Raw genomic sequence first — 22,953 nt, forward strand, 5'->3', positions numbered from 1 at the left:
CTAGGTCTCCTGATAGAGGCGCAAGCACTCATTTTCGATCTCGACCCGTTCAGCCTTAGCATCGATCAACTTCTGTAGGGCATCGAGAGCGTCAGGCGCGGGCAGGGGAAGTGCTTCCAACTCATATGCGGAGACGGCAACACTCCCGCTGACACAGCGGAAAGCCTGGTCGGCAGCAGAGCTATTCAGAAAGGCCGAAAGAACTTCTGCGCTCACAGATGGTCTCGTCTCCAGCGGCTTCAGCATGTTCAGGTGATTTTCGACGACAACCGCTCCATGCCGTTCAATAAAAGTCGACGGCAGCGCCGCTGCGATCAAGCGTCGGTGTTGTTCTTTCGCGGTTGTGCGCTGCAGCAAAACGCACTGTTGCCTCGATATCAGCCACTTATCTCGATCGCGAATTTCAAACCACGGCTGATGGTTACGCTTAGTCGCCCGCCACTCGAACCGCCCATCCGTCTGAACAGACTCTGCCCATATAAGCGGGAGCCGGTTCTTCGCCTTGCGGCTATGCAGCTGGTCCTTAAACCGGTTCCATACGAGCGGCCCCGTGCTTACCGTGTAGCCCCAATCAACTAGGTGATGTTTGCAGGCCTGAAGGCGCTTCACGGTATCGATTTGCTCGATCGTTCGCGGTAAAATCCAGGGTGTCGAGGGATCAGTTGGCAAAGGTAGCGGTGCCAGGGGCGCAATGCTCAAACTTGAGCTGCTCGCAACATGCAGCTCTTTCACCTGAGCTGCTGCTGGATCACCACCACGACGATAGGTGGCCATGAGTGTCTCCTGCAGAACATCGTCGAAGACCCCTTTACGCGCAGCCACGAAATCGAAGTGCTGCGGGGGCGCTTCACTTCCTAGAAGAGCACGAAGGTTCTTGAAATACTCTCCCGCAAGGAAACTGGTTGGCGTCACAAAAGCGATTATGCCGCCGATGCGAGTATGCCGGAGCGCTATGTCAGTGAAGATGCCATAGAGGTTGGCGTGTCCGAACAGTCCCCTTTTGAATTTGTCGCGCAAGTCTGGAGACAGACGGATACGACCGTAAGGCGGATTACCAATGACCAGGTCGAAACGATCTCTAGGAGGGTTCTTCTGAAGGCTATCGCAAACCGTCACGAGGTTTGGTGTCTTCTTCCCGGCGAGCGCGGAGAAAGGGAGCAAAACAACATCAAGAGCGACCTGGGCAAGCCATGCGCCAAATGGGTCCAACTCATATCCACGTAGTCGATTGGCAATGCTCTCAAGCAAAATGCGCGGACTACATTCGGGGAGCCGTGCGATGATATGTTTGGCTATTGGCGCGAGAAATGCACCGCCGCCACATGCTGGATCAAGCACACGGCAAGTCGCCCAATCGACACCCGACTCCTCTGATAGCTGAATGAGCCTTTCTGTGAGAACGGGGGGTGTATAGAAAATCCCATGTGAAGAACGATAGGATTGAGGCAGCAGATAGGTATAGGTGAGGCCAATTTGATAAGCCGCTATCTCAGGCTCTAAATGCGCGGCCAATGCGCCCATCGACTCTGCAACATTCGCTATCGGCGCATCCAGGTCTCCGTTGACAGGAACCTTTTGTGCGCGACGCAAACCTAAGGCGACCGCTTCGCGATCGCACGCCGCAGACCACCAGCTTTTTACCAACTGATGACCAACTGAATGAGCAAAAGCAAAGCGATCTTCTGAGGACATGCCTTGCGCGATCGCCCGAAGCATACCGCGCGCACTCTGTTGCCCAGCGATGATTTCGGTTTGATCGGTGCCCTCAACAAAAGCGTCTTCACGCTGATTGAACCCGGTGACCCGACTTTGCTCTGCTCTCATGGTGCCTCCACTTGTCTCACCTTAGATCATAAGGCTGGAAGGGTTAATTCCTTTTCGACAATTCTGGCCTCAACGTCTGCTAAGAGGATGCAGCGTCGCAGCAAATCTCATCTGTTTAGACGGCGGCTCTGGGCCGTCCTTGCCTCAGCTGCACAAGCCAACAAATGGGATGCTGCAATTGCTCCGATGGCGGCAATGAGCCCACTGCGGAAGTCTCCAAAACGTGTTGCGCGCGCACGCAGCAAAAAATCGCTGTAATTGCCAAGTCGCCAACGCTGCCGCGCGATGGGCAAAACGGTCATTGATGTTCGATGCGGCCAAGATGGGCCGGCCAATTCACAGGTCGCGCAACATAGCCGCCATTCCCCGCTCCGAGGGCAATGACCGGGGTCAGAGCAAAGGCGTGTAGTCGTATTCAACGTGTTGTTTAGGTCAATCGCCCTTAGGCGGAGCCATCGCTTGCAGAACCTTCAATGCTGCCAGTTTAGCTTCGTCGCTTAGTCCTGGCATGACCGACACGCTTCGGATCCCGTCGATCATTGCATCAACTTTTGCAATTGCGGTGATGCGGGCTTGTTGCGCTGCTGATAACTCGCGTTCAGCATCTAGGAACTTTGAAGCTAGGCCGATCAAGACCATCCAAATTGCTCCCTCGGCTGTTAGGACAACGGCGAGGTTTGGGTGGTTTCTTAATACAAAAAGAGTCACGAGAAAGGTCGCAATACCGAGGCCTGCGACCATCAGAGCGTAATTGCTGTGACCGATCCGATTCCCTTGCTTCATTTGAAACTGGGGGCGGCTCGCCGCAAGCTCGTCTGCGACGTCTAAGAGGTGGGCATCTGCCGAACCGCCGCCCTCAAGATGAACGTCCTCGCTGCGATCGAGCTTATTTTGTAGAGCCTCGATTTCTCGGTTTAGAATCTCGCCTGGAGAGAATTTCTTCGATGAATTCATACCACATCCTCATGAATAAACTTCTTGCACAAGTAAGTTGAAATGACGGTTCGTCGCTAGCATTTGATCAGGCAACGGCAATGGTGGACCTCGCGCAATCCTTGTGTAGAGGGAAAGGCGGTGTCTCAACCAATAATGCACGCTCAGGAGTGTCGGCCAAGTCAGCATCCATATTGAGGGCCCTAGAGCCGCCTTCCAACTTTGCGCGACCTCGGTAAACCGGCAACCAACTAGATCGCAAACTCCCGTACCGCCCGGAGGACGCAGCACAGGTATCGAGTCGATTGGGAAGAAACCGTCGGTGAATTCGATTGCCTGCCTATCACCGCGTGCGTTGGCGATGACCGACAATAGCCCTCCTTTTTGAAATGCGAGGTTAGCTGCGTCTATGAAATCCCGTGACGTCGCACCGATTCTCACGTCCACGCCTGCATCCTTGAGCAATTGCAAACGTTTTTGGTGGGTTTGATAGCCAATCCGTTTCCCCGCAAGAGATGGCGAGATGATCTCTGCATTCGCGAGTTGGTGGTCGTCTTCCAAGGGAGCGGCGGAGAAGCGCACGGGCTCAAAATAAGTCCGCCAAGCCCCGATTTGGCTGGCGAACCCAATCCGATTTTCTTGCCCATCAATTGTTTGTTTTTGGGCCAAGCTGGTCTCCCAGTGTGCTTCCCTGTCCGGAAGTCCTACGACGACATAGAGGTCGTTTACAGTAAACTCGCGCTTGCGTAGGTTCAGAGGCAACACCTGCGTATTTACGTTCGGCACAGGTTAAAACCTTCGAAAGAGTGGCGTGCCCTGTTTCACCCAAGAGCCCTCAAGAAGCGCGAAGCGCGTGACCCAGACACCTAGTTCAGTGACCCGAATATTGAGTTGCTGGTCATTGTTGAACCTCAAAAGTAACTCTGCTTGCATGTTTGCTGGCAGGCTCCGTGCCGCGCCTTGAAGGTCCTCAAAGACAGCACGGTCAAAGGCGACTGCTTCTGCTACGGCCTGAGTGGTTGCTTCCCGACTGAGACCTGAACTAACGGATGAGCGCAGAGTGCCATAGACGGCGTTCGTGATACTCCGTAGTCGATTGAGAGACGCAGAACGCATGATTGCGGACCACCATCCGTCATTAGCTTGCACGTCAACGCGTGACTCACTTTTGTTTGGGTCTTTGATCGGAAAACCTTGCCAAACGGGGAATGGCTCGCCATTTGTTGGAGGTATTTCAAACCCACCACCGCCATTATAGTCGCCAGCCGCTGCGTTTGGACCAACGATCACGCGGGCACCGCCGCCGCCTGCGCCAGCAAGCGGTTCCAGAGCTGTGTCCAACAACCTTACTGCGTCTACGCCAGAGTCGGCGGCTTGCGCGGCAAGTGTGAGGCCACTTTCCACGGTTCCCCAGATGTGTTCGCTGGCTCTGCTGACGAGATTACGGCTCTGTTCGTCTAGTGCATTTAAGCGTTCCCGGTATTCCGCTGAGATTTCCTCTCTGATCTCGTCGCTGGTGGCGGCGTCGTAGCGGATCCTAAGAGCTTCTGCGTGCTGATCAAACTCAGTTTGCCGGGCAACTAAGAGGCGGTCGAGGGTGCTCTTGACGTGCTTGGCCTGCTCTAATTTGAAAGGGTCTGAAACAATAAGATCAATGGTACCGTTACCTTGTCTTCCGGCAAAACTCATCGCATCGTGTTCCGCGTTTGGCCCCTCGAAAACAGAGATTTTTCCATCGCCAGACATCAAAAGAACTTCCCTGCTGGCGTCATCGTCCCCTTGCGCAAAAGCAAAGATGCCGGTCTTGCCCTGAGCCGCTTGCTCCGCAATAGTATCTTTTTTATATACGACAGTGTGTCGATGCCCGAATGCTGATGCCAGTTCGGGATCGAGCCCGTGCTCCGTAAATGTCCTATAGTCCCATACATCATCAATTGAGAGGGTGGGTTTTGGTCCTTTGCTTTGAAGCCATAACAGCGTCGACTCTAAACCTTCGGTCGATTCTGTGGCCATTTGCTCCCGGGGCGTCATGGCAAAAGTCTCGTCAACTTCAAATCGGTAGGCCTGACCGTCCACGCTCCTAAAATTGAGGTTACTGGCAGATAGGGTGCCCTCTATAGCAACCCAACCCGCCTCCATTGCTGAGCTGAGGTCAAGAGTCTGTCCGTCTGACAATCGCGTCACTTTACCAAGACCAGCTCCGGGCAGTATCGACATAGCACCTGAGGGAGCAGACCGAGTTTCGTCGAGGCAATAGGCCTGCAGTGGTTCGCTTCCACTGCCTCCCCCTCCCACGATGACGGTTTGTTGAACCACCCCCATCCGCTGCATCTGGGCGAAAGATGGATCGGAAAAGGCCAGAAAAAAAGCCAGCGTATTAAACGAAAACGTGAAAGCTCGGATGAAATAAGCAACAGGCATAATGGCTTGTCCAGAATTTTGAGTTGGAATGCTATCAGTATATCACATTTTTGCCTGTTGCGCTGCTTTGCCATTCAGGGCGGACGGTTTCGCGAAGTTGTTTCAAACACTTTCATCGAATGACCGCTTCCATGTTTGCTTTCCAAAGCCGCGAAAAATCGGTTGCTGGTGTAGCGTCAACGATGTCGAAATCTTGACCCAACCTGCTCGCACAGCCCCTCAACGGCTTCAAACGAAAGATGACTGTGTTTTTCTGCGATTGTGATTACCAACTCCTGATTGATGACCGGTGAAGCCTAAAAAGCGTGAATCGCGAATAGTGCGACACCGACAATTAGTGCGACGCCAAGAGTGCCGATGCCAATGCGTTGAACAAAAGTGATGTCTCGACCTGCTCGTGCGTGACCAATTAAATGCGAAGGGGTCTCAGTCGCTTCACCATCTCCTTCGAGTACGAAGCAGGTGAGATGATCCAGATTGACTTCGTCGGCTGCAAGAAATCCAAACAGCCGACCTTATTAGACGATCAGGGTCGCGAAATCGATTACGAAATTTTTGCCGCCGTCAGCACCAAGAGCCGGAAAACCTATGCTGTTGCCATCGAAAGTCAGGCTAAACTTCCTGTTCTGGCTGCGTTTGTGTCAATGTTCAGGTTCTTCGGTGGCGTCCCGGTTCTACTTACTATCGATAACTTTGCCGCTGCGGTCTCAAAACCAAGGAAAGGCAGGGATGAGGCGATAACCACTCCGGAATTCCAGGAAATCGCCGACCACTACCAGGTCGGTTTGAAAGCCGCACGAGTACGCAAGCCAAGGGATATCCGAGAGATCGGCCCCAACGCGGAAAGGATCATCGATGAACACTTCCGCATCAACAAGAGGCCAGACGCGACCGCCAAAGCTGCGATGAAGTTGCGGGCTTTGACCGATCGCTATTCAGCTGACCGCATTGATCTGGCGTGCGCTCGGGCAATCACTGTCGGCAAAAAAACCGTTGCAAAGGTGGAGAGCATCCTGACGTCAGGACTAGATCGGCTGGCCAATGAGCCGACTGAACAACCTGGGACACCGAAGGCTACATCGAACGTCCGTGGTGCCAGCTACTTCGCATCGCTGCTCAATGAGGAGCATGATGACTGCGATGTCTAATGCTCAAATTTTCGAACTAATGCACGAGCTACGTCTGGCCGGGTTTCGCGAGGAGTTTGAGCATCAACTCCAGCACCCGCAATACTCCGATATGCCAATCGAAGATCGAATACTACGCATGTTGCAGGCTGAGACAGAGCGCCGATATCGTAACAAAATCGATCGCCTAATGAAGGCGGCGAACTTCAAATACTAAGCCGCTCCCGACGACATAAACTATCGAAGCGGTAGGAACCTAGACAAGGCTGAAATCCTGTCTTTGTTGAAGTGCAACTGGATTGCTCAAGGGCAGAATTTGCTGATCTCTGGCGCATCGGGTACGGGAAAAACGTGGTTAGCCTGTGCGTTGGGTGTCTCCGCCGTCCAGCATGAGCGATCTGTGCGCTATGCTCGCGCCGGGCGGCTCGTGGAAGAGATGATGTATGCGCGGCTCGATGGCACAATTGCAAAGCTCAGGTCCAAGTTGGCTCGTTTGGACCTCATGATCGTCGACGACTTTGCTTTAAGTGCCATGAAAAAGCAGGAACTGATCGACCTTTTTGAAGTTGTCGAAGATCGTGCGGCGCGTAGTTCGACCATCTTGATCGCGCAGCGTGCGCCAGAAGAGTGGTATGAATTTATTGGCGACCCACTACTAGCAGATGCATTTATGGATCGCATCCGAAGTCGGGCTCATCTTCTCCAGTTGAAGGGAAAATCGTTGCGATGACCATGAACCGCGCGGTGTTATTAACACTGCGCGCTCAATCCGACGAAAATGCCGCGCTCAATTCAATGAAATTTTGCACATTGGAGCAAACAGTTGTACGCGCACCTGCAGATGGCATGGTTACAGGCCTGACCCTGCGCCCGGGGAACCGGGTATCGACTCTGCAAGGAGCAATCAATTTTGTTGTACCGGGCGACAGGGTTCTGGTTGCGACACTTCCTTTGAGTAGTCTGCAAAACATAAGGTCCGATTACTCAGATTTTTTCTTAGTCCGCTTTTCTTTGAAATCAGCGTGGGTGTCCGCTCTAGCGTTTAGCCAACGTTCTGTCACATGACACCTTGCGCTATGCCTAGCTCAATACCAATTTTAATATGGTGCGAATGATATTTTTTTCATTATTGCTCAAATCACTATGTAAATGAGTAGAGCTTCTTGGGCTTCGTTACAATGACCTCGTCTCCGTCACCACGCAAAAAAAGAAGAATCTCAATCCTTAAAGAATAGGTGAACTTTCCGCAGCCTCATTAAGGTCGGTAACTTCCGGATATTTTGCGACACTCTATTGCTTCTCTAAAGCGCAGTGCTGAGTAGCACTAGTGTAACTTGCAGGAGAATCCTCTGCCTATTTTCCGAAATCGAGTAAAGCCAACTGTATATGTTAGCCCAAAAACCGACTCAACACCTATGGTAGAGCAGAAGACCGCGGTATTCTGGAGGCAACTCTTGGATACCATGGAACGCAAGGTGAATGGCCAACGCAAGTCGAAGGAACACGGAGGTGCAAGTAATTTCGAAGCAAATACACTGTCTAAGTTCACGATCGATGGGTATTGCCAGAATCAGCGACAGCGTTCCACGGGAGGTCTTTCGTCTAAATCACCACGACCTTTTTGTAGGTTACGCCAGTCAGAGAATTCGGGCCGTTTGCCTTCAAGTGTTTGCGCGCGGCGGTCAAAAGAGCCGCCGTTGAAAAATGCTCTCGGAGCGCCTCTAAGTCCAAAGTGTTCGGGTCAACTCTGTCGATTTCCCATTTTAAATCAATGTCTTCGAGAGAAAATGAGTCATGTTGAGAAGTCGGACTGGCGCTTCCAAGTACCTCGCCTGTGTTGGAGTCGATGAGAAACGATTTCGTTTGCCGCTCTTGAGTTTGTGCAGGCTCTGCCGATTGCCCAAAATTGTGGGCAGCTTCACCGAGTGCTTTGCTGACCGACTGTTGCGTCGAGTTTGCGTCGGTCTCCATATCCTTGAAGAAACTTTCAACCAGTTTCAGAAGATCTCTCAATGGCTTCGTATCGCTTAGGCGCGTTGATCGGCATTGAGCCGCGTGGCTTTTCAGTTGTTCAGCAAATCGTTTGGCCTTTTGAAAATCATATTTTGACGAAAGGATTTCAGGCATCCGATCTTTGGCTTCAATCAACGCTTTATGCCTGCCAATTAAATCACCATTGGACTCCTTTACCGCTGAAAGGACTGCATCAAAATCAATCGCGAAAATGTTGTTTCCTGGCGCCATCTGGCAAGTCTCCTTGTCCTTTTCCGAGTGGCAGACTCCATCTCCACCATTGTCTCTAGTATTTAGATTTAGAAATAGACGGTTAGGCCAGCTCTGCCAGGGCTGTGTCGATCCGGGACAGCATCGGGGATTGGCCCGCGGTTTCAACGATGACGCGGGCTTTGCTTAGGTGTTGCACGGCCAATTGTTTCTTCTTGCGCGCTTTGTAGAGCAACCCGAGGATCATGTCGCATCGGGCGATATAGTGCCCTTTGTCGTCGAACTGAGGATTGCTGCGGACCTCGTCCAGCATCGCGACCAGTTTCTTTTCACCAAAGATCATCACCCAAAGGATCGAGCGGAAGTTCCTGAGAAAGACCCCAACCGACGCGCCGCCCTCACCGGTTAGGATGGCAAGATACATTTCGCATAGGAACAGACGCGCCCAATCGGCTGAAACTTTGGTGCCTTCGTCCGTGCGTTTTTGAACGGCTCGTTCGATCTGCCGTAGCCCGTCTGCGATGCGTCCTTTCAGGGCATAGGCAACCCCCAGCATCGTTGCCGGGCCCATGGTGAACAGCGTCCAGCCGTGTTCATTGCAATTGGCGATATGGGCCTCGATGATCTCGATAGCACCTGGTGTTTCCGTAGGCACCATGGCAGATACGCGGGCGGCCTCGGCGATGGCGCGCTCGAACTCGACTTTTGAAGCCTTGTGCGCCTCTTCCGCGATGGCCAGCGCCTTTTCGTGGTCATCGGCGACCATGGCGATCAGGGCTTTCATCGCCGTGCCATAGCCCAAAGCCCTTGGGTCGTTGGTCTTCTTACCCAGCGCAATCATCTTATCTGCGGTGGCATGTGCGCGGGCGACGCGGCCGCGAGTCAGTTCGTTCCAACCGATGGTGGCGAGGTAGAAATTCTGGATATAGGCGTCGTCGATCTTTTCCAGCTCGGCCTCGATCACGCGCGCTTTGGCTTCGAACTCGGCGTTTGAAATCGGCGAGAAATAGATCGACACCGAAAGCTCATTCACCATGGCATAGGCCCGTGAGGCCGGATCGCCCAGACGTTCGGCCATGGCGGTAAGATCCTGTTGCACCCAGTGCGCCTCACGGTATTTGCCGTTACAGACAAGACAGGACACGTAGTGGTGCAGGAACAGCGCGTGATGAGAGCTGTCGCCCACCTGCTCAAGGATGGGGCGTACGGACCCGGCAAGGTCAATGATCGTTTTGACCCTGAGCGAGATGTTCGAACACAGCGCAAAGCTGGCCAGAAACTCAGCGAACTCGGACTTTGAGGCGCAGTCTGGATCGCTTTCATAAAGGGCATAGGCTGCCGTGTAGTAATTGTTGGCCTCGTCCAGCGAATAGACACCCAGAGACTTGTCCCCGGCCATCGCCGTATATCGAAACGCTTTGTCGGTCTGGTCCGTCTGGCCGTAGTGGTAGGCCAACATTTCGGCCACTTCCTGCAGGCGGTTTGCGTTGCGCAGGACCAGACACTCGGCCACTTCCAGATGCAGGCCCGCGCGGCGGGTGGCGACAAGGCTCTGATACACGGCATCGCGCAGTAGGACATGCTTGAACACGTAGTCCGAGGAGTTTTCGTCGCGATACAACACGTCCTGAGCCTGAAGTCGCTGCAGAGCGTCACCGGTTTCAGCGGGGTTTTTGGCCAGTTGTGAGAGCAGACCCGGATCAAACCGTCGCCCAATGACGGCGGCGGCTTGCAGCAGGTCCCGATCCTCGGCTGACAGACGATCAACGCGGGCGGTCAGCAGGTTCAACATGCTGGCCGGCAGGTCGGCTTGCGCCATGTCGATATCCAGATGCGCCTCGGCCGCGTCGACCCGAAGGCTGCCTTGCTCCAACAAGTAGGTCAGGATTTCTTCGCCAAACAGCGGGTTACCACCGGCACGTTCGGCCAGTTGCCGGTCCAGTCCAGCGGGCAAAGTGGTCACGCCCAGCCGGTTGCGCGCCAGGTTGGCGAAATCCTCGGTCACCAGCGGTTTCAGCGCGATGGTCCGAACCTTGTCGTCATCGCGCCACGCAGGCGTGTATTCCGGGCGGTGCGTCTGGATCAGCAGCAGGTTGGTCAGGTCCGACCGGTTGACGATGCCCTGCAGCAACTCTTCCGAGGCGCTATCGATCCAGTGGCTGTCTTCGATGAACAGGATCACGGGCTGCTTGGCGCATCGCGCCTTCAGCAGTTCAGGCAGTAATTCTCGGGTGCGCAGGCCAATGAGAACGCCGTCAAGCCCGTCCAATGCGTCTGGAGGGGGCGTTAGACCCAGCAGGTTCATCAGCAGACCTAGGTTCTGTTGAGAAAAGCACTCCCAAGCCTTCAGGCCGGTCTCAATCTTGTAGGCGATGCGGGTCGGGTTGTCCTGATCCTTGATGCGGAAACCGGTTCGGACAATCTCAATGATCGGTAGGAAGGGAACCTGCTGCCGATCTGCAAAACAATAGCCTGTCAGGACATCAATCTGATCGCGGGGCAGGCGGTTGAGGAATTCGAACACAAGCCGGGTTTTGCCCAAGCCTGGTTCCGCCACCAGATCTACCACCGAAACGCCGTTGCGCGCCTGAGCCAGCGCATCGGCCAATTGGGTCAGCTCGCTGTCACGCCCCACATAGGTGCTGAGACCACGCGCGACCGAGGCATCAAATCGCGAGGCATCGGCTCGTACGGATTGTAGTTGCCACAGTTTCTGAGGGGCAGCGAGACCTTTGAGCTGATGTTCCCCATCAAAGCGCAGCTCAGTCACCCATTCGACAAGGCTGCGGGTCTTGTCGCAGATCAGCGTCCCCCCCGAGGGGGCCAGATTTTCGATCCGTGAGGCCATGTTGACCGTGCTGCCCACCGCTGTTGCCGGGCCGTCTGCGCCCTGTACGGCAGCCATCAGAACGGTGCCGGAACTTATACCGACCCGCATCTGAGGGCGCACGCCGAAGCGGGCCTCAATCTTTTGGGCGGATGCGCGGAAAGCGTGATGAATGGCGTCGGCGGCGCGGCAGGCCCGTTCGGCCGGGTCCTCTAGCGCATCAGGGATGCCGAACAGCGCCATGATACTGTCCCCGGCAAAGTCGCGGACCGTACCACCATGTTTTGTTACCGCGCCCGAGAGTGTGTCGTAGACCAGACGCACAAACTCCAAAGCTTGTTCTTCGTCCAGTTTCGAGACGATCGACGTATAGCCAACCATATCCGCAAACAGGACCGAGACCTGGCGCCGCTGCCCCAGATCGCCCTGTTGTTGTGAAGATATGACCCCGCCGTCCTGCATTACCACCGGAGTGATACAGCAGCAAAGCACGCGCCGCCAGCCGTTGCGGACATGTTGGTGTGATTGGTCTGTGAAATGTACGCGAAAATGTCACGCAGAGACGCGCAGATGCCCGCAGCCCTGTGACCGGGCTGCGGGTCTTTGGTTTACTTGAACACGTCCACCAGATCCGAGACGCTGACGCCTTCCTTGATCTCCTTCAGGCGGGCAAAGATCAGCGCGATGGTGATGCTGAGCCAACCATAGGCAATCGCGTTGAGTGCGGCCTCGAAGAAGGCCCATGGACCCAAAGATGCTGTTGGATCAGCAATTCCGGAGAACCCGAACGCAGCTGCGAAAACAAATGTTACTACCATGACGACCAGCACAATACATAGACCCATCAGGATCAGCGCGCCGATGATGGGCCAACGGTAGTTCTTGGTCAGAGTCGCGCTGCGTCCCATCGCGCCGAACCCGGCCCTGTCGATCACAATGGCCGGTACGATGACGGAAAACACGGCGTAGATCCAGATACCCGGCACGACCAGAAAAACAAGGCCGATAAAATACAAAATCGTCGTTGCGACCGACAGAACTGCAATGGCGGGCAGGTTGACGACAGCCGCCGAGAAATAGCTGCCAATACGCGCCGCACGCCCCAATTTTGCGTCATAAGCGAACTGTATGATCATGGCCGTGGTGACGGCATATGCGAGCAATGTGATCAGAGCCGACACGATCACGCCAGAGTAGAAGGCGGTATTGTCGAAACTCGCGGTGCCAATGTCGTCGAAAGACTGCGCCACCGTGTAATTGTTCGCAATGACTTCGATCAGGGCCGGAATGAATCCCAGCAGAAGCACAAGGTGGATCTTTTTGAAAAAGATCGAAAACGTCTCACCGACAATGGATCCGACGCCCAGGGGCATGTGAGCCTCAGGGTCTTCGGGATTGGCTGTATCTGTCATTTTTTGTTCCAAACTACTTTTGTGTTCTGTGTCTGATAGAGCCTTGAGAACGGGTTCATCCTCAAGACGAGTTTCGTTTTTCTGCTTCTCGCTTGGGTAAATCTGCAACAGGCGTGGCTAGCCTTGCTTGTCTGCCTCGGCGTGGAATTTATCGGCGCGTTTGTCGCCGAACAACTGGCGCTGTTCTAGAAAAGCGCGTTGTGCTTTGTAGAAGGCCTCGAGAAAGGCAAGCTGGTCTTCGGGGCGGACCGCATCGGCATAGTCGATCTTGCGACGGACCTGCTCGACAATTGCGGCCATGGTTACCTTTTTCCGTTTGTGTGCCTCGGGCCCGGTCGAGCGTGCTGCGCCGCGCAGAAACCCTTCGAGGGTCTGCAACTCGAACGCGCCGTAATGTTCAAGCTGATGGGTCAGGAACTGGAACCGGGGTTGGGTCGCGGTGGCGGGTTTGATCGCTTTGGACATATCGGGCAGCAGGATCGGTTTGGGCAGGTGGATCACATAGGTACCTGCGATAATGTCCCCCAGCCGTTGGCTGCGCTTGTTGAACACCGGCACCGCTACTACGCCCAGCACCCAGGCGAGCGAGATCAGAGACGGGATCAGAGCCTCGGCATTCAGGGTCAGAACCAGCGTACCGGGCAGAAAAATCTCGGCCTCTTTCATCAGGTTACGAACGACGAGGGATTGCGTTGTCAGCGCTTTACCATCGGCCGAGACCACCTTGATCTTCATCATGCGCTTGCCGATGGTCTGACCGTTCCACACTAACTCGGACGCGGCGTAGTAGGGGATTCGGATGACGAAGAACAGCATCGCGGCCACTGCCACAAGCGCCTCGGGTGGGACAACTTCGATGGCCAGCAAAAGCAGGAAGAGGGCGATGGCACCGACCCCAGTAATCAGGATGTCGGCGAATTGGGCGGCCATGCGCACACCCACACCCGCAACCCGGAAATAGAGTGGCACACCCTCGGGTGGCAGCAGACGGTCGAGCTTGGGTTGCGTCATGACCGTTTCCTTCCGCCCATGCAGAACCACAGCAACCACAGCGCGCCGATCCCCCAGCCGATGGCGATGCGCGTGGTGCGGTCCTGCACCAATTGCCGGCCAAAGCCTTCCAACAGGGCGGCGGCGACCAGCATCATGGCGGCGATCAGCGCCAGTTTCACTGCATCATGCCCGGCGGCCCGCAATGCCGCGCGGCGTGTGTGTCGGCCGGGGAACAGTACGGCGAGGCCCAGTTTCAACCCGCCCGCGCCTGCGATGCAGATCGCTGACAGCTCGGTCACGCCGTGGATCGACAGCCAGCCAAACAGGTCCCAGCCCAAGCCCCGATCAATGTGTAGTGCGTAAAAAACGCCCAAAATCAATCCGTTATAGAACAGCAAAAGAACCGTCGGCGCGCAGAGGAATGCCCCTAGCCCAAACACAAAGATTGCGATGCGTGTGTTGTGCGAGAACAGATAGGTGGCAAAAGCCCCCAGCCCGGACCCGTCTTCCTCTCCGTAGATGGCCGAGCGCAGATAGTCCGTACTGGCATCCGGCCCGCGCCCTCCGGCCAGTTCGGTGGGCATGAAGACAAAGAACCATTCGGGATTGTCGAAATAGAAGAAATACCCGGCGATAGCGCCAGCCGCCATGCACAGAAACCCCAAAAGGGTGACGCGCCACGAGGACCGCATCGCTTGCGGCCCGCCGCTGGTCAGGAACTTACGGATGATCCCGCCCAGCCGCTGTTGCGGAGCATAGACACTCAGATAGGCGCGGCTTGTCAGCGCCTCGAGATATTCCAGCAACCCGCGGTCCAATGAGATTTCGCGTGCGATGGACAGTGACGTTGTGGCCTGCCGGTAGAGGTCGGCCAGATCACGCGCCTCTTGAAAGCTCATGCGGTGCAGGCCCTGACCTTCGGCCTTGTCAACGAGATCTGACAAGCGGCGCCAGTCGCCTTCGCGTTCCTGCCGGAACCGGGCCGAGCGGATCAGATCAGCATCAGACATCAGATCATCTCTCGCGCTTTGATTTCCAGATAGGTCGAGATCAGCCGCGCCGAAATCTCGCCCGGTTCGGCGTCAATCACGGTCACGCCGATCTGTTGCAGCCGTTCCAGTACAAGGCGGCGTTCGCGCAGAAGCTGCCCGGTCGAGACGGTCTCGGCCACGTCGTTCATGTCCTGCGGAGCCGTGTTGACCTGCGCCTCGAGGATCGGATCACGCAGGGTGACGAAAACGATCAGGTGCCGCTTGGCCAGCGCGTTGATGTTCTCGACCATCAACTCGGCCGAGGTGGTGTCGACGAAATCCGAAAACACGATGATCAGGCTGCGTTTCGGGGTGCGCCCGTTCAGCTCGGTCATGGCAAGGGTGTGGTTGGTCTCGACGCTTTCATATTGCAGCTCAGCCGTGCGGCTGCGCAGTCGGGTGAACGCGGCGCGGCCCGGTTCGGGGGGCAGGAACATGCGCGGCTTGGCGTCATAGGCATAGAGCCCGACCAGATCCCCCCCGATGGCTGCGGCCCAGGCGGTGGCAAGGGCTGCGGTGATGGCATGGTCGATCTTGGGCAGGCCCGCGATCTCCTCACGCATCTGATAGCCGTTGTCCAAGGCGATGATGACATGATGATTGCGCTCGGCCCGGACCTCTTTGGCGACCAAAGACCGATGTCGCGCCGACCGCTTCCAGTCGATTGAGTTCGCATCCATGCCGGGGACGAAATCCCTCAACTGGTGAAACTCGGTGCCCTCACCGATGGCGCGGTTTTCCTTTACGCCGAACAGGCGGGATTGAACCGTTGTCGAAATTTCACCCGATTGCACCCGGCGGATGTTGGGCACGATCGCCAGTTCAAGACCAAAGGCGATTTTCGGGACGAATTCGAACAGTTTGAATCGAGAAGACCAGCTGAGCCATAGATGCGAGAGGCGCCATTTTCCCCGGCGAATGGCGCGAAATGGTATGCGCACCTGACCGCTGGATAGGTCGAACTGGGCCGGTCCTTCGATCCCTTCCGGCCAGTGTAGCTGCCCGGTCATGCCCGAGGTCGCAGGGGCGACGGTTAGGTCGACCGCATCCCGTTCGCCCACGAAGATATCACCCAGCGGCGCAACCGAGACCGACCGGCGGCGCGGCCAGGACAGCAGCAGATCGCCTATGGCCAGCACGCATAGAACCACCCACGGCATCCCGGCCACGGTGCGGGTTGCATCGCCCATGACAACGGCGACCAGCGACAGGCCAAGCGCCACACAGGCCGCCACCAGCATTATGCGCGAGGGACGGATCAGCGGGGGGCCTCGATCTGGTTGACGATGTTCTCTAATACCTGCTGCGGCCCGCGCCCTTCGATTTCGGCGGCAGGGGACAGCACGATGCGGTGTTGCAGCGCGTGGATGATCAGAGTTTTGACGTCATCAGGAATGGCAAAATCGCGCCCGTTCAGCGCAGCCGTTGCGCGGGTCGCCCCGGCGATGGCATCCGCGGCGCGGGTCGAGGCGCCAAAGGCGATATCCGCGCTTTCCCGTGTCGCACGCACCAGACGCAGGATATAGGCCAGAATATCGTCATCCAGCACGATCTCATCTATCAACTGCCGGGCCGCTGCCATCGTTTGGGCATCCAGCAAAGGGCGCACAGTTTGCGTCGCACTCAAGGGGTCCAGAGGCGCATTGGCGTGTTGGCGCAGGATCGAAAGTTCAACATCCTCGGGCGGGAAAGTCAGGTTTACCTTGAACAGGAAACGGTCCAACTGCGCCTCTGGCAGCGGGTAAGTGCCTTGTTGTTCAATTGGGTTCTGAGTGGCGACCACGATGAACTCGGACCCCAGCGAATGGTCGGTGCCATCAATTGTCACCATGCGTTCGTTCATCGCCTGCAGCAAGGCGGCTTGGGTTTTGGGCGGCGCGCGGTTGATCTCATCGGCCAGCAGGATCTGGCTGAAGACGGGACCCTTGGTCAGAACAAACTCGCTGGTTTGAAAATTGTAGATTGAGGTGCCCAGAACGTCGCCGGGCATCAGGTCAGGCGTGAACTGAATGCGCCCGAACTCAAGGTTCAGTGCCCCAGCAAAGCTGCGCGCCAGCAGCGTCTTGGCGGTGCCCGGAGGCCCCTCAAGCAGCACGTGACCTCGTGCAAACAGCGCTGTCAGCAGCAGATCGACCGCCTCTTCCTGGCCTTGCACAACTTTGCCGATCTCGGCCCTGAGGCTTTCGGCATGGGAAAACAATTCATCAAGCGTCATCGGCAAGTTGCTCCAGTATCAACTCAAATTGGTCCACATAGGGAATGGCATTTTCCGGCCCCAGATGCGGGGGGAGGGCGCGGATGGATGCGATCAGATCTTCCAGTTTTGCAGTCAGGTCCGGTTTTCGTGCGCGAATATAGTTGAGATACGCGTCCTCGGGCGTGCCGCGCAGGGCGTGCGAGGTACCAAACACCGATGCCGCGCGGGCGCGCAGGCGGGTGTCGATGAAGTCCGACAGCAGCGCACCGTCCTGATCGGTCATCCGCATCAGTCGCGCGCGAACCCGATTGGCAGTCCGCTTGCCGGACCCGAGACCCAACGACAGATCCGAAACCGGCCCGCTGCGCACCCCGCCGCGCCAGATCGCGAGGGCCAGCAGAAGCCCCGCGCCGATCCAGAGCGTCAGGAAGGGCGGTTCGAACAGGCGTTTCAGATCGTCCCAGGTGCGTTCGCGCGCGACATGCTGTTGCGGGTCGGTCAGCCAGTTGCGGTCGCTATAGTCGATGATGATCCGCTTCTCGCCCGCGATCTCGGGCAGCACTTGCGCCGCGATCCGGGCATTGTCACCCAGAGCCAGCCCATGGTTGTTCAACAAATCGGGGTCGGACAGAACATGGACCTTATGCTGCTCACCGTCGCCGGGCAGTGGGCAAAGGCCCAGAACCATAGCGCCCCGACGTCCCACCAGTGGCTCGCAGCCTTGCCCGTCAAAAACTTGCGCCGCGTAGAGGCGGGCGGTCAGCGCATCGTCAGAGGCCACGTCAAAATCGGTGAACGGAACACGGGCCGAGCGGATTTCGCCGACATCCGAGCCAACGATCCCACGTAGAACGCCCTCGATCCCTTGTTCGGGGGACAACAGAATAGGGTGCCCCAAACCGGTCAGCCTCAGGCCTGAGCGCCATTTGGGCAAGATCACAAGACTGGGGGTGGACTGCGCCTTGTCGCGTATCACGTCCAGAGTCTGATCGAACTCATCCGGTTGAAGCAACAATTCGTCTTTGGTCTGCGCGCGTGTGCGGTCTTTGCCCAGCTGGGTGTCATAGATGGGCTGGATCAGCAGGCCGATGGTGCTGCGGTCCAGCGGCCAGCCTCCGGTAAAGGTTTGCGCGGTGTGGCCTTGATCGCGCAGCCACAGCTCTAGCCCGTCGAACCCGGTCGAGGAGTCGCGCAGCGCATACTGCCTGCCGGCCATCACATAGAGGAAAATGCCGATGCAAAGCGCGCCGATGATGCCAAAGATGATCCAGTCGACCCGGACCTGCTCGGGTGCTGCAATATTTGCCGTATCGCTCATGCGCGAACCTCGCGCAGGATGGGGCGGATGCGTGCCAGCAGCGCGTTGAAGTCGGGATCGCTGATGGAGCGATGGCCGAAATGCACCCGTTCACTTTCCAGCACCAGCGCGCGCAAGTCGGGAATGTACCAGAGGCTCTGCGGCAGGCTGTGCAGCGCCTCGCGATGGGTCCAGCTGCGCTTGAACAAAACCTCATTGGCGCTGAGGCAACGGGTCAGGACCAGTTGCGCCAGCCCGACGACCGCCTGGTTGCGATCCTCCTGCCTCAGGATGGCGTCCAGATCGGGCAATTCCTCATCCGTCTCGGGTGTGTCCACTGACGGCTTTCCGGCGCGCTTTGCGTTGCCTGCCCCTGACCGGAAAGAAACCGACGTTCGACCCACGCTGAGGTACAGGATCCATGCCAACACGGCCAGAACCAGTGCCGCGATGATCCCCACCGTCCAGTTGGTATCAAGCGAGACGGTCTGAGGTTCCTCCTCGGGTGTGGGTGAGAATTTGGTGTCCAGCGGAGGTGCCGGTTGGGTGGGGTCAAAATACACCACATCCGTGTCGATCCCGCGATAGCGAACGGCCTTTAGATAGTCCTGCCCCGAGGGGCTAAGCTCGGTTGGGGAAAGCGCTTTCTCTTGCGCTGTCACCAGTGTGGGAGCGCAAAAAAGAAACGATATAAATAAGGCCGTCAAAAAACGCATTGAGCTATCGTTAGTTCACTCTCGTCAGGCACGCAATCGGTAGAATGCGCCTCGCGCATAGATTGACCACGGCGGGTACGCGACCGGCGTTTGTCGCGCCCATGTGGCGATTTCATGACAGGTTTGCAGAGCGTGGTCGGATGTGACTATTCGGGCTCTTCCGCATAGAGGCCAAGCTCATGCCTGCGCTGGTGGAACCGCGCGACCCGATCAACGATCTCATCACTGGAAACGGCGATCACGAAAGACAAAAGCGTCTCGAGCAAAGCGATGGTCGATACTGACGAAGGGAAGAATTGCGGCGTGTCCGCAGACAGAACAAACCCGTGCTGCGCGTTCAGGATCACCGGGCTGGCCGGGCTGTCCGAGATGCCAACGACGGTCATACCCTGTTGGCGCGCCAGCTTGATCGCCTCGATCACTTCGGTCCGATAGGGGTGGCAGGTAATCGCAATGAGTACGTCCTGTGCATCCGCCCAAGCCAGATCGTCCACGGGGGTCGAGCCGGAACGGGGAATGGCGTGAAACTGCTTCATGCCGGTCGAGGCGAGATAGGTGAAGTTTCGGGCGTTCGAGTTGTTGACCCCGACGCCCAGCGTAAAGATCTGGCGGCAGTTCCAGATATCTTCGGCGGCGGCCTGCAGTTGTTTGGCGTCGATCCTGGCAAAGGTCTCTTCGATATTGCGGATCGCTGCGCCGATCATGTCAGCGTAAAGCCCGCCCAGCTCACCGGATTTGCCGATGTCCTGAAGCCACCGGGCGCGGTCAGGAAATGAGACCGATCCCTGCCGGATCGCCTGTCGGAACGGGGCGCGAAAATCCTCGTAGCCTTCAAAGCCGACTTGCCGGGCCATGCGGACAAAGGTGTTGGGTTTGACATTGGCGGCTTCGGCAATTTCACGCACCGTCGAAACGCCGACATCGGTGGGGTTCTCCAACACATAGCGCGCGGCCTTTTGGGCCTCAGGCGTCAGGGCCTCCCACTCCTCGGTCAGACGGTCGAGAACGATTGATGATACATTTGTGTCATTCATTGTTGACCGTGGTACACTTGTGAAATTAGCCTGTCGAGCAGATTCGCACACCGGGCGCACCAAGATGATCTAAAACGCCGGTATGTGGCCCCCGAAACACCTCTGCCGACCTGCGGCGCATTTGAGGAGACTACTGGATGAGTTTGCCTGACACAATGAAGGCGATGGTGACCATGGGTCACGGCGGGTTGGAGCAGATGGTGCTGCATGAAAACTGGCCCCGCCCGGAGCCCGCTGCGGGTGAGGTGTTGATCAAGGTTGCCGCTTGCGGGCTTAACAACACGGATGTGAACACACGCTCGGGCTGGTACTCCAAGACCGTCACAGATGCGACCACGGGCGGTGCTTTTGAAGAGGTGGGCGAGGATGACCCGACCTGGGGCGGCGCGCCGATTACTTTCCCGCGTATTCAGGGTGCCGACATCTGCGGTGAAATCGTTGCCGTCGGTGCAGGCGTGGATGCAACGCGGATTGGCCAAAGGGTGATCACCGATGGATGGCTGCGCGACCCGGACGATCCCGAAAACATGGACAAAACGGGCTACTACGGGTCCGAGCGGGATGGCGGCTTTGCCGAATACGCAACGACGCTTGCTGTTAACGCGGTGCCGATCACATCCAACTTGTCGGATGCCGAGCTTGCGACCTTTTCCTGTTCCTATTCCACGGCCGAGGGCATGCTGACCCGGGCAAATGTCACGGACAAAGACACGGTTTTGGTTCCGGGGGCCTCAGGCGGCGTCGGAGGGGCGCTTGTGCAACTGGCCAAGCGGCGTGGCGCGCGGGTGATCGCTTTGGCGTCCGAGGCCAAACACGCCGATGTCGCAGCTTTGGGTCCAGACATGATTCTTCCGCGCGCGCCGGAAAACCTGCGCGCAGCGCTGGGAGATGAGAAGATCACCGTGGTGGCCGATGTGGTCGGCGGTCCCTATTGGGCGAAGCTGATCGACATTCTGGAAAGGGGCGGGCGCTATACCTGTTCGGGTGCCATCGCTGGCCCGATGGTCGAGTTTGACCTGCGCACGTTCTACCTGCGCGATCTGACCTTCACAGGTTCTACTGTGATTGACCCGCAGGTCATGCAGAACCTTGTGAAATACATTGAAGCAGGTGAGATCAAACCGGCCTTGGCAGCCACCTATCCGCTTGAGGAGCTGCGCGATGCCCAAGCTGCGTTCATCGCCAAGCAACATACCGGCAATATCGTGGTGATCCCATGACCTTGGATGATGTGCTGCGGGCCGCGCATTTGGTGCATCAAACGCACCCCGATCTCTCCGCCTTTGGCGCGTGGCCGTCGGACCTATCGGCAGTAGAACTTGAATCGAACCACATCCCTGCCGCAGATCAGGTGCGCGAGTTGACCCTCTCGGGCAGTACCGGGACGGAGGCCTTGGTCGAGGCGATCAAGGCGACCGCGCATTTGGCCCAGTGGAAACACACCTACACGGTGGAGGAGGTCGGTGCCGAATTCCTTAGCCGCTATGGCTACTACGAATTGTTCGGCCCGACCGGTCATTTTCATTCAACCCAGCTGCGCGGTTATGTCGGCTATTGGGGGCCGGGTTTGGCTTATGACTGGCACAGCCATGAGGCGGAGGAGCTTTACCTGACGCTGGCTGGGGGTGCTCTGTTCAAAGTCGATGGGGAGGAGGCGTTTGTCGCCGAGGGTCAGACCCGCAGTCATGAAAGCTGGCAAAGCCACGCGATGACCACGACGGATCAGCCGATACTGACCTTTGTGCTTTGGCGTGGCGAAGGGATGGGGGATCTGCCCAGAATGGACGCAGCATGAAGATCAACCGGATCCGCGTGTTTCAGACCGGGCTGCCCTATGTCGGTGGCGCCTATGTCTGGGGCGCGGGGAACGCCATCGAAACGGCCACGGCCTCGGTCGTGGTTATCGACACGGATGCGGGCGTTCAGGGCTGTGGTGAGTTCACGCCCTGCGGCGAGAACTACATGGTCGCGCATTCCGAAGGCGTTGTGGCGCTGGCGCGGCTGGTCGCGCCGCACTTGCTGGGAGAAGATCCGCGTCAGGTTGGCCGGATCGAGCAGTTGATGGACCATCTGGTGCAGGGGCATGGCTACGCGAAGGCTCCGTTCGATGCGGCGTGCTGGGATATCCTCGGGCAGGCCTGCGATCAGCCAGTCTGGATGCTACTGGGTGGAAAGCTGACGGATGGCGCACCCATGTACCGGGTCGCGCCGCAAAAGGCGGTAGATGAGACCGTGGCCGAGATGAATGCCTATCGCGATCAAGGCTACCGGCAGTTTCAGATCAAGGTTGGTGGTGACTGGGCCACCGATATTGACCGTATCCGCAGCACGGTTCCCTTGCTGCAGCCGGGCGAAAAGGCGATGGCGGATGCCAATCAGGGTTGGCGGGTCGACAATGCGATCCGGGTGGCGAGGGCCACGCGAGATCTGGATTTCATCCTCGAACAGCCCTGCCGCACCTATGAGGAATGCCAGCAGGTCCGCCGTGTCGCAGAACAGCCGATGAAGCTGGACGAATGCGTGACTGGTATCCAAATGGCACAACGCATTGTCGCCGATCGAGGGGCCGAGATCTGCTGTCTGAAAATCTCGAACCTCGGTGGGCTCAGCAAGGCGCGGCGGGTGCGGGACTATCTGGTCGAAAACCGCATTCCTGTGGTCAGTGAAGACACCTGGGGAGGTGAGATCACAAGCGCGGTTGTGGCGCATTTTGCGGCTTCGACTCCGCCCGAGTATCTTCAGAACACCACTGACCTGATGAACTACAACACCCGGTCGACCGGAATTGGCGGCCCGGAGTCGCGGAATGGCAAGCTTTATGCCTCGGATACGCCTGGGTTGGGGGTCGTGCCGGATTTCGAAAGCCTCGGCGCACCGGTAGAGGAGTTCTGCCTTTGAGAGACCAAGCCAAAGCAACC

20 protein-coding genes are annotated in these 22,953 nt (G+C 57.1%); 6 read left to right on the forward strand and 14 right to left on the reverse strand.

Annotated features, from left to right (window positions below; all coding sequences use genetic code 11):
- From ACR0AI_RS21395 to ACR0AI_RS21410, 4 genes are all read right to left on the reverse strand, one after another.
- Positions 1 to 1,824, reverse strand: a complete 1,824-nt coding sequence (locus tag ACR0AI_RS21395; RefSeq protein ID WP_480677065.1) for an HsdM family class I SAM-dependent methyltransferase — start codon at positions 1,822 to 1,824, stop codon at positions 1 to 3.
- A 432-nt stretch (positions 1,825 to 2,256) separates the two neighbouring features.
- Entirely contained in the window at positions 2,257 to 2,778 is a 522-nt protein-coding gene (locus ACR0AI_RS21400) for a hypothetical protein (protein WP_480677067.1), read from the reverse strand.
- A 9-nt stretch (positions 2,779 to 2,787) separates the two neighbouring features.
- A complete protein-coding gene (locus tag ACR0AI_RS21405; RefSeq protein WP_480677069.1) occupies positions 2,788 to 3,426 on the reverse strand; it encodes a hypothetical protein in 639 nt (212 codons plus the stop codon).
- Positions 3,427 to 3,546: 120 nt separating this feature from the next.
- Positions 3,547 to 5,178, reverse strand: a complete 1,632-nt coding sequence (locus tag ACR0AI_RS21410) for a hypothetical protein (protein ID WP_480677071.1) — start codon at positions 5,176 to 5,178, stop codon at positions 3,547 to 3,549.
- 467 nt (positions 5,179 to 5,645) lie between these two features.
- Here ACR0AI_RS21410 and ACR0AI_RS21415 point away from each other — a divergent pair, with 467 nt between their 5' ends.
- The 3 genes from ACR0AI_RS21415 (at position 5,646) to ACR0AI_RS21425 (ending at position 7,370) form a co-directional block, all read left to right on the forward strand.
- Positions 5,646 to 6,326 carry a hypothetical protein gene (locus ACR0AI_RS21415; protein WP_480677073.1) on the forward strand — a complete coding sequence of 227 codons (681 nt, stop codon included), beginning with the start codon at positions 5,646 to 5,648 and terminating at the stop codon, positions 6,324 to 6,326.
- A 262-nt stretch (positions 6,327 to 6,588) separates the two neighbouring features.
- The gene (locus ACR0AI_RS21420) at positions 6,589 to 7,035 is read left to right on the forward strand and encodes an ATP-binding protein (protein ID WP_480701479.1); all 447 of its coding nucleotides are present in this window, start codon (positions 6,589 to 6,591) and stop codon (positions 7,033 to 7,035) included.
- Complete coding sequence (locus ACR0AI_RS21425) at positions 7,032 to 7,370, forward strand: hypothetical protein (protein WP_480677077.1); 339 nt, start codon at positions 7,032 to 7,034, stop codon at positions 7,368 to 7,370. Before ACR0AI_RS21420 ends, ACR0AI_RS21425 begins: the two co-directional genes overlap by 4 nt.
- A gap of 537 nt (positions 7,371 to 7,907) precedes the next feature.
- Here ACR0AI_RS21425 and ACR0AI_RS21430 read toward each other — a convergent pair.
- The 10 genes from ACR0AI_RS21430 to ACR0AI_RS21475 form a co-directional block, all read right to left on the reverse strand.
- Positions 7,908 to 8,549, reverse strand: coding sequence for a hypothetical protein (locus ACR0AI_RS21430; RefSeq protein WP_480677079.1), 642 nt, complete (start codon positions 8,547 to 8,549; stop codon positions 7,908 to 7,910).
- Between the two features lie 82 nt (positions 8,550 to 8,631).
- Positions 8,632 to 11,817, reverse strand: coding sequence for an ATP-binding protein (locus ACR0AI_RS21435; protein WP_480677082.1), 3,186 nt, complete (start codon positions 11,815 to 11,817; stop codon positions 8,632 to 8,634).
- Between the two features lie 146 nt (positions 11,818 to 11,963).
- Positions 11,964 to 12,767 carry a hypothetical protein gene (locus tag ACR0AI_RS21440; protein WP_480677084.1) on the reverse strand — a complete coding sequence of 268 codons (804 nt, stop codon included), beginning with the start codon at positions 12,765 to 12,767 and terminating at the stop codon, positions 11,964 to 11,966.
- 117 nt (positions 12,768 to 12,884) lie between these two features.
- Positions 12,885 to 13,778, reverse strand: a complete 894-nt coding sequence (locus ACR0AI_RS21445) for an RDD family protein (protein WP_480677086.1) — start codon at positions 13,776 to 13,778, stop codon at positions 12,885 to 12,887.
- Positions 13,775 to 14,770, reverse strand: coding sequence for a stage II sporulation protein M (locus ACR0AI_RS21450; protein WP_480677088.1), 996 nt, complete (start codon positions 14,768 to 14,770; stop codon positions 13,775 to 13,777). The genes ACR0AI_RS21445 and ACR0AI_RS21450 overlap by 4 nt, the downstream gene beginning before the upstream one ends.
- Positions 14,770 to 16,014, reverse strand: a complete 1,245-nt coding sequence (locus ACR0AI_RS21455; protein ID WP_480701481.1) for a DUF58 domain-containing protein — start codon at positions 16,012 to 16,014, stop codon at positions 14,770 to 14,772. The genes ACR0AI_RS21450 and ACR0AI_RS21455 overlap by 1 nt, the downstream gene beginning before the upstream one ends.
- A gap of 35 nt (positions 16,015 to 16,049) precedes the next feature.
- A complete protein-coding gene (locus tag ACR0AI_RS21460) occupies positions 16,050 to 17,006 on the reverse strand; it encodes an AAA family ATPase (RefSeq protein ID WP_480677092.1) in 957 nt (318 codons plus the stop codon).
- Positions 16,996 to 18,306, reverse strand: coding sequence for a hypothetical protein (locus ACR0AI_RS21465; protein WP_480677094.1), 1,311 nt, complete (start codon positions 18,304 to 18,306; stop codon positions 16,996 to 16,998). The genes ACR0AI_RS21460 and ACR0AI_RS21465 overlap by 11 nt, the downstream gene beginning before the upstream one ends.
- Entirely contained in the window at positions 18,303 to 18,947 is a 645-nt protein-coding gene (locus tag ACR0AI_RS21470; protein ID WP_480677096.1) for a DUF4129 domain-containing protein, read from the reverse strand. Before ACR0AI_RS21470 ends, ACR0AI_RS21465 begins: the two co-directional genes overlap by 4 nt.
- A 200-nt stretch (positions 18,948 to 19,147) precedes the next feature.
- Positions 19,148 to 20,035 carry a MurR/RpiR family transcriptional regulator gene (locus ACR0AI_RS21475; RefSeq protein ID WP_480677098.1) on the reverse strand — a complete coding sequence of 296 codons (888 nt, stop codon included), beginning with the start codon at positions 20,033 to 20,035 and terminating at the stop codon, positions 19,148 to 19,150.
- A gap of 137 nt (positions 20,036 to 20,172) precedes the next feature.
- Between ACR0AI_RS21475 and ACR0AI_RS21480 the strand changes: the two genes are divergently transcribed.
- From ACR0AI_RS21480 to ACR0AI_RS21490, 3 genes are read left to right on the forward strand one after another with little or no spacing between them, the layout of a single operon-like run.
- The gene (locus tag ACR0AI_RS21480; RefSeq protein WP_480677100.1) at positions 20,173 to 21,255 is read left to right on the forward strand and encodes an alcohol dehydrogenase family protein; all 1,083 of its coding nucleotides are present in this window, start codon (positions 20,173 to 20,175) and stop codon (positions 21,253 to 21,255) included.
- Positions 21,252 to 21,830 carry a dimethylsulfonioproprionate lyase family protein gene (locus ACR0AI_RS21485; RefSeq protein WP_480677102.1) on the forward strand — a complete coding sequence of 193 codons (579 nt, stop codon included), beginning with the start codon at positions 21,252 to 21,254 and terminating at the stop codon, positions 21,828 to 21,830. Before ACR0AI_RS21480 ends, ACR0AI_RS21485 begins: the two co-directional genes overlap by 4 nt.
- The gene (locus ACR0AI_RS21490) at positions 21,827 to 22,933 is read left to right on the forward strand and encodes a mandelate racemase/muconate lactonizing enzyme family protein (RefSeq protein WP_480677104.1); all 1,107 of its coding nucleotides are present in this window, start codon (positions 21,827 to 21,829) and stop codon (positions 22,931 to 22,933) included. Before ACR0AI_RS21485 ends, ACR0AI_RS21490 begins: the two co-directional genes overlap by 4 nt.
- The last annotated feature ends 20 nt before the right edge of the window (positions 22,934 to 22,953 follow it).

The sequence above is a fragment of the Ruegeria sp. BG3 genome, from assembly GCF_056538485.1.

What these genes read in the sequence shown, in the direction of transcription:
- ACR0AI_RS21400 (WP_480677067.1), bottom strand. Translation starts at nt 2,778, where the DNA reads ATGAATTCATCGAAGAAATTCTCTCCAGGCGAGATTCTAAACCGAGAA.
- ACR0AI_RS21480 (WP_480677100.1), top strand. Translation starts at nt 20,173, where the DNA reads ATGAGTTTGCCTGACACAATGAAGGCGATGGTGACCATGGGTCACGGC.
- ACR0AI_RS21445 (WP_480677086.1), bottom strand. Translation starts at nt 13,778, where the DNA reads ATGACGCAACCCAAGCTCGACCGTCTGCTGCCACCCGAGGGTGTGCCA.
- ACR0AI_RS21485 (WP_480677102.1), top strand. Translation starts at nt 21,252, where the DNA reads ATGACCTTGGATGATGTGCTGCGGGCCGCGCATTTGGTGCATCAAACG.
- ACR0AI_RS21430 (WP_480677079.1), bottom strand. Translation starts at nt 8,549, where the DNA reads ATGGCGCCAGGAAACAACATTTTCGCGATTGATTTTGATGCAGTCCTT.
- ACR0AI_RS21465 (WP_480677094.1), bottom strand. Translation starts at nt 18,306, where the DNA reads ATGAGCGATACGGCAAATATTGCAGCACCCGAGCAGGTCCGGGTCGAC.
- ACR0AI_RS21450 (WP_480677088.1), bottom strand. Translation starts at nt 14,770, where the DNA reads ATGTCTGATGCTGATCTGATCCGCTCGGCCCGGTTCCGGCAGGAACGC.
- ACR0AI_RS21415 (WP_480677073.1), top strand. Translation starts at nt 5,646, where the DNA reads ATGATCCAGATTGACTTCGTCGGCTGCAAGAAATCCAAACAGCCGACC.
- ACR0AI_RS21490 (WP_480677104.1), top strand. Translation starts at nt 21,827, where the DNA reads ATGAAGATCAACCGGATCCGCGTGTTTCAGACCGGGCTGCCCTATGTC.
- ACR0AI_RS21440 (WP_480677084.1), bottom strand. Translation starts at nt 12,767, where the DNA reads ATGACAGATACAGCCAATCCCGAAGACCCTGAGGCTCACATGCCCCTG.
- ACR0AI_RS21435 (WP_480677082.1), bottom strand. Translation starts at nt 11,817, where the DNA reads ATGCAGGACGGCGGGGTCATATCTTCACAACAACAGGGCGATCTGGGG.
- ACR0AI_RS21475 (WP_480677098.1), bottom strand. Translation starts at nt 20,035, where the DNA reads ATGAATGACACAAATGTATCATCAATCGTTCTCGACCGTCTGACCGAG.
- ACR0AI_RS21395 (WP_480677065.1), bottom strand. Translation starts at nt 1,824, where the DNA reads ATGAGAGCAGAGCAAAGTCGGGTCACCGGGTTCAATCAGCGTGAAGAC.
- ACR0AI_RS21460 (WP_480677092.1), bottom strand. Translation starts at nt 17,006, where the DNA reads ATGACGCTTGATGAATTGTTTTCCCATGCCGAAAGCCTCAGGGCCGAG.
- ACR0AI_RS21410 (WP_480677071.1), bottom strand. Translation starts at nt 5,178, where the DNA reads ATGCCTGTTGCTTATTTCATCCGAGCTTTCACGTTTTCGTTTAATACG.
- ACR0AI_RS21425 (WP_480677077.1), top strand. Translation starts at nt 7,032, where the DNA reads ATGACCATGAACCGCGCGGTGTTATTAACACTGCGCGCTCAATCCGAC.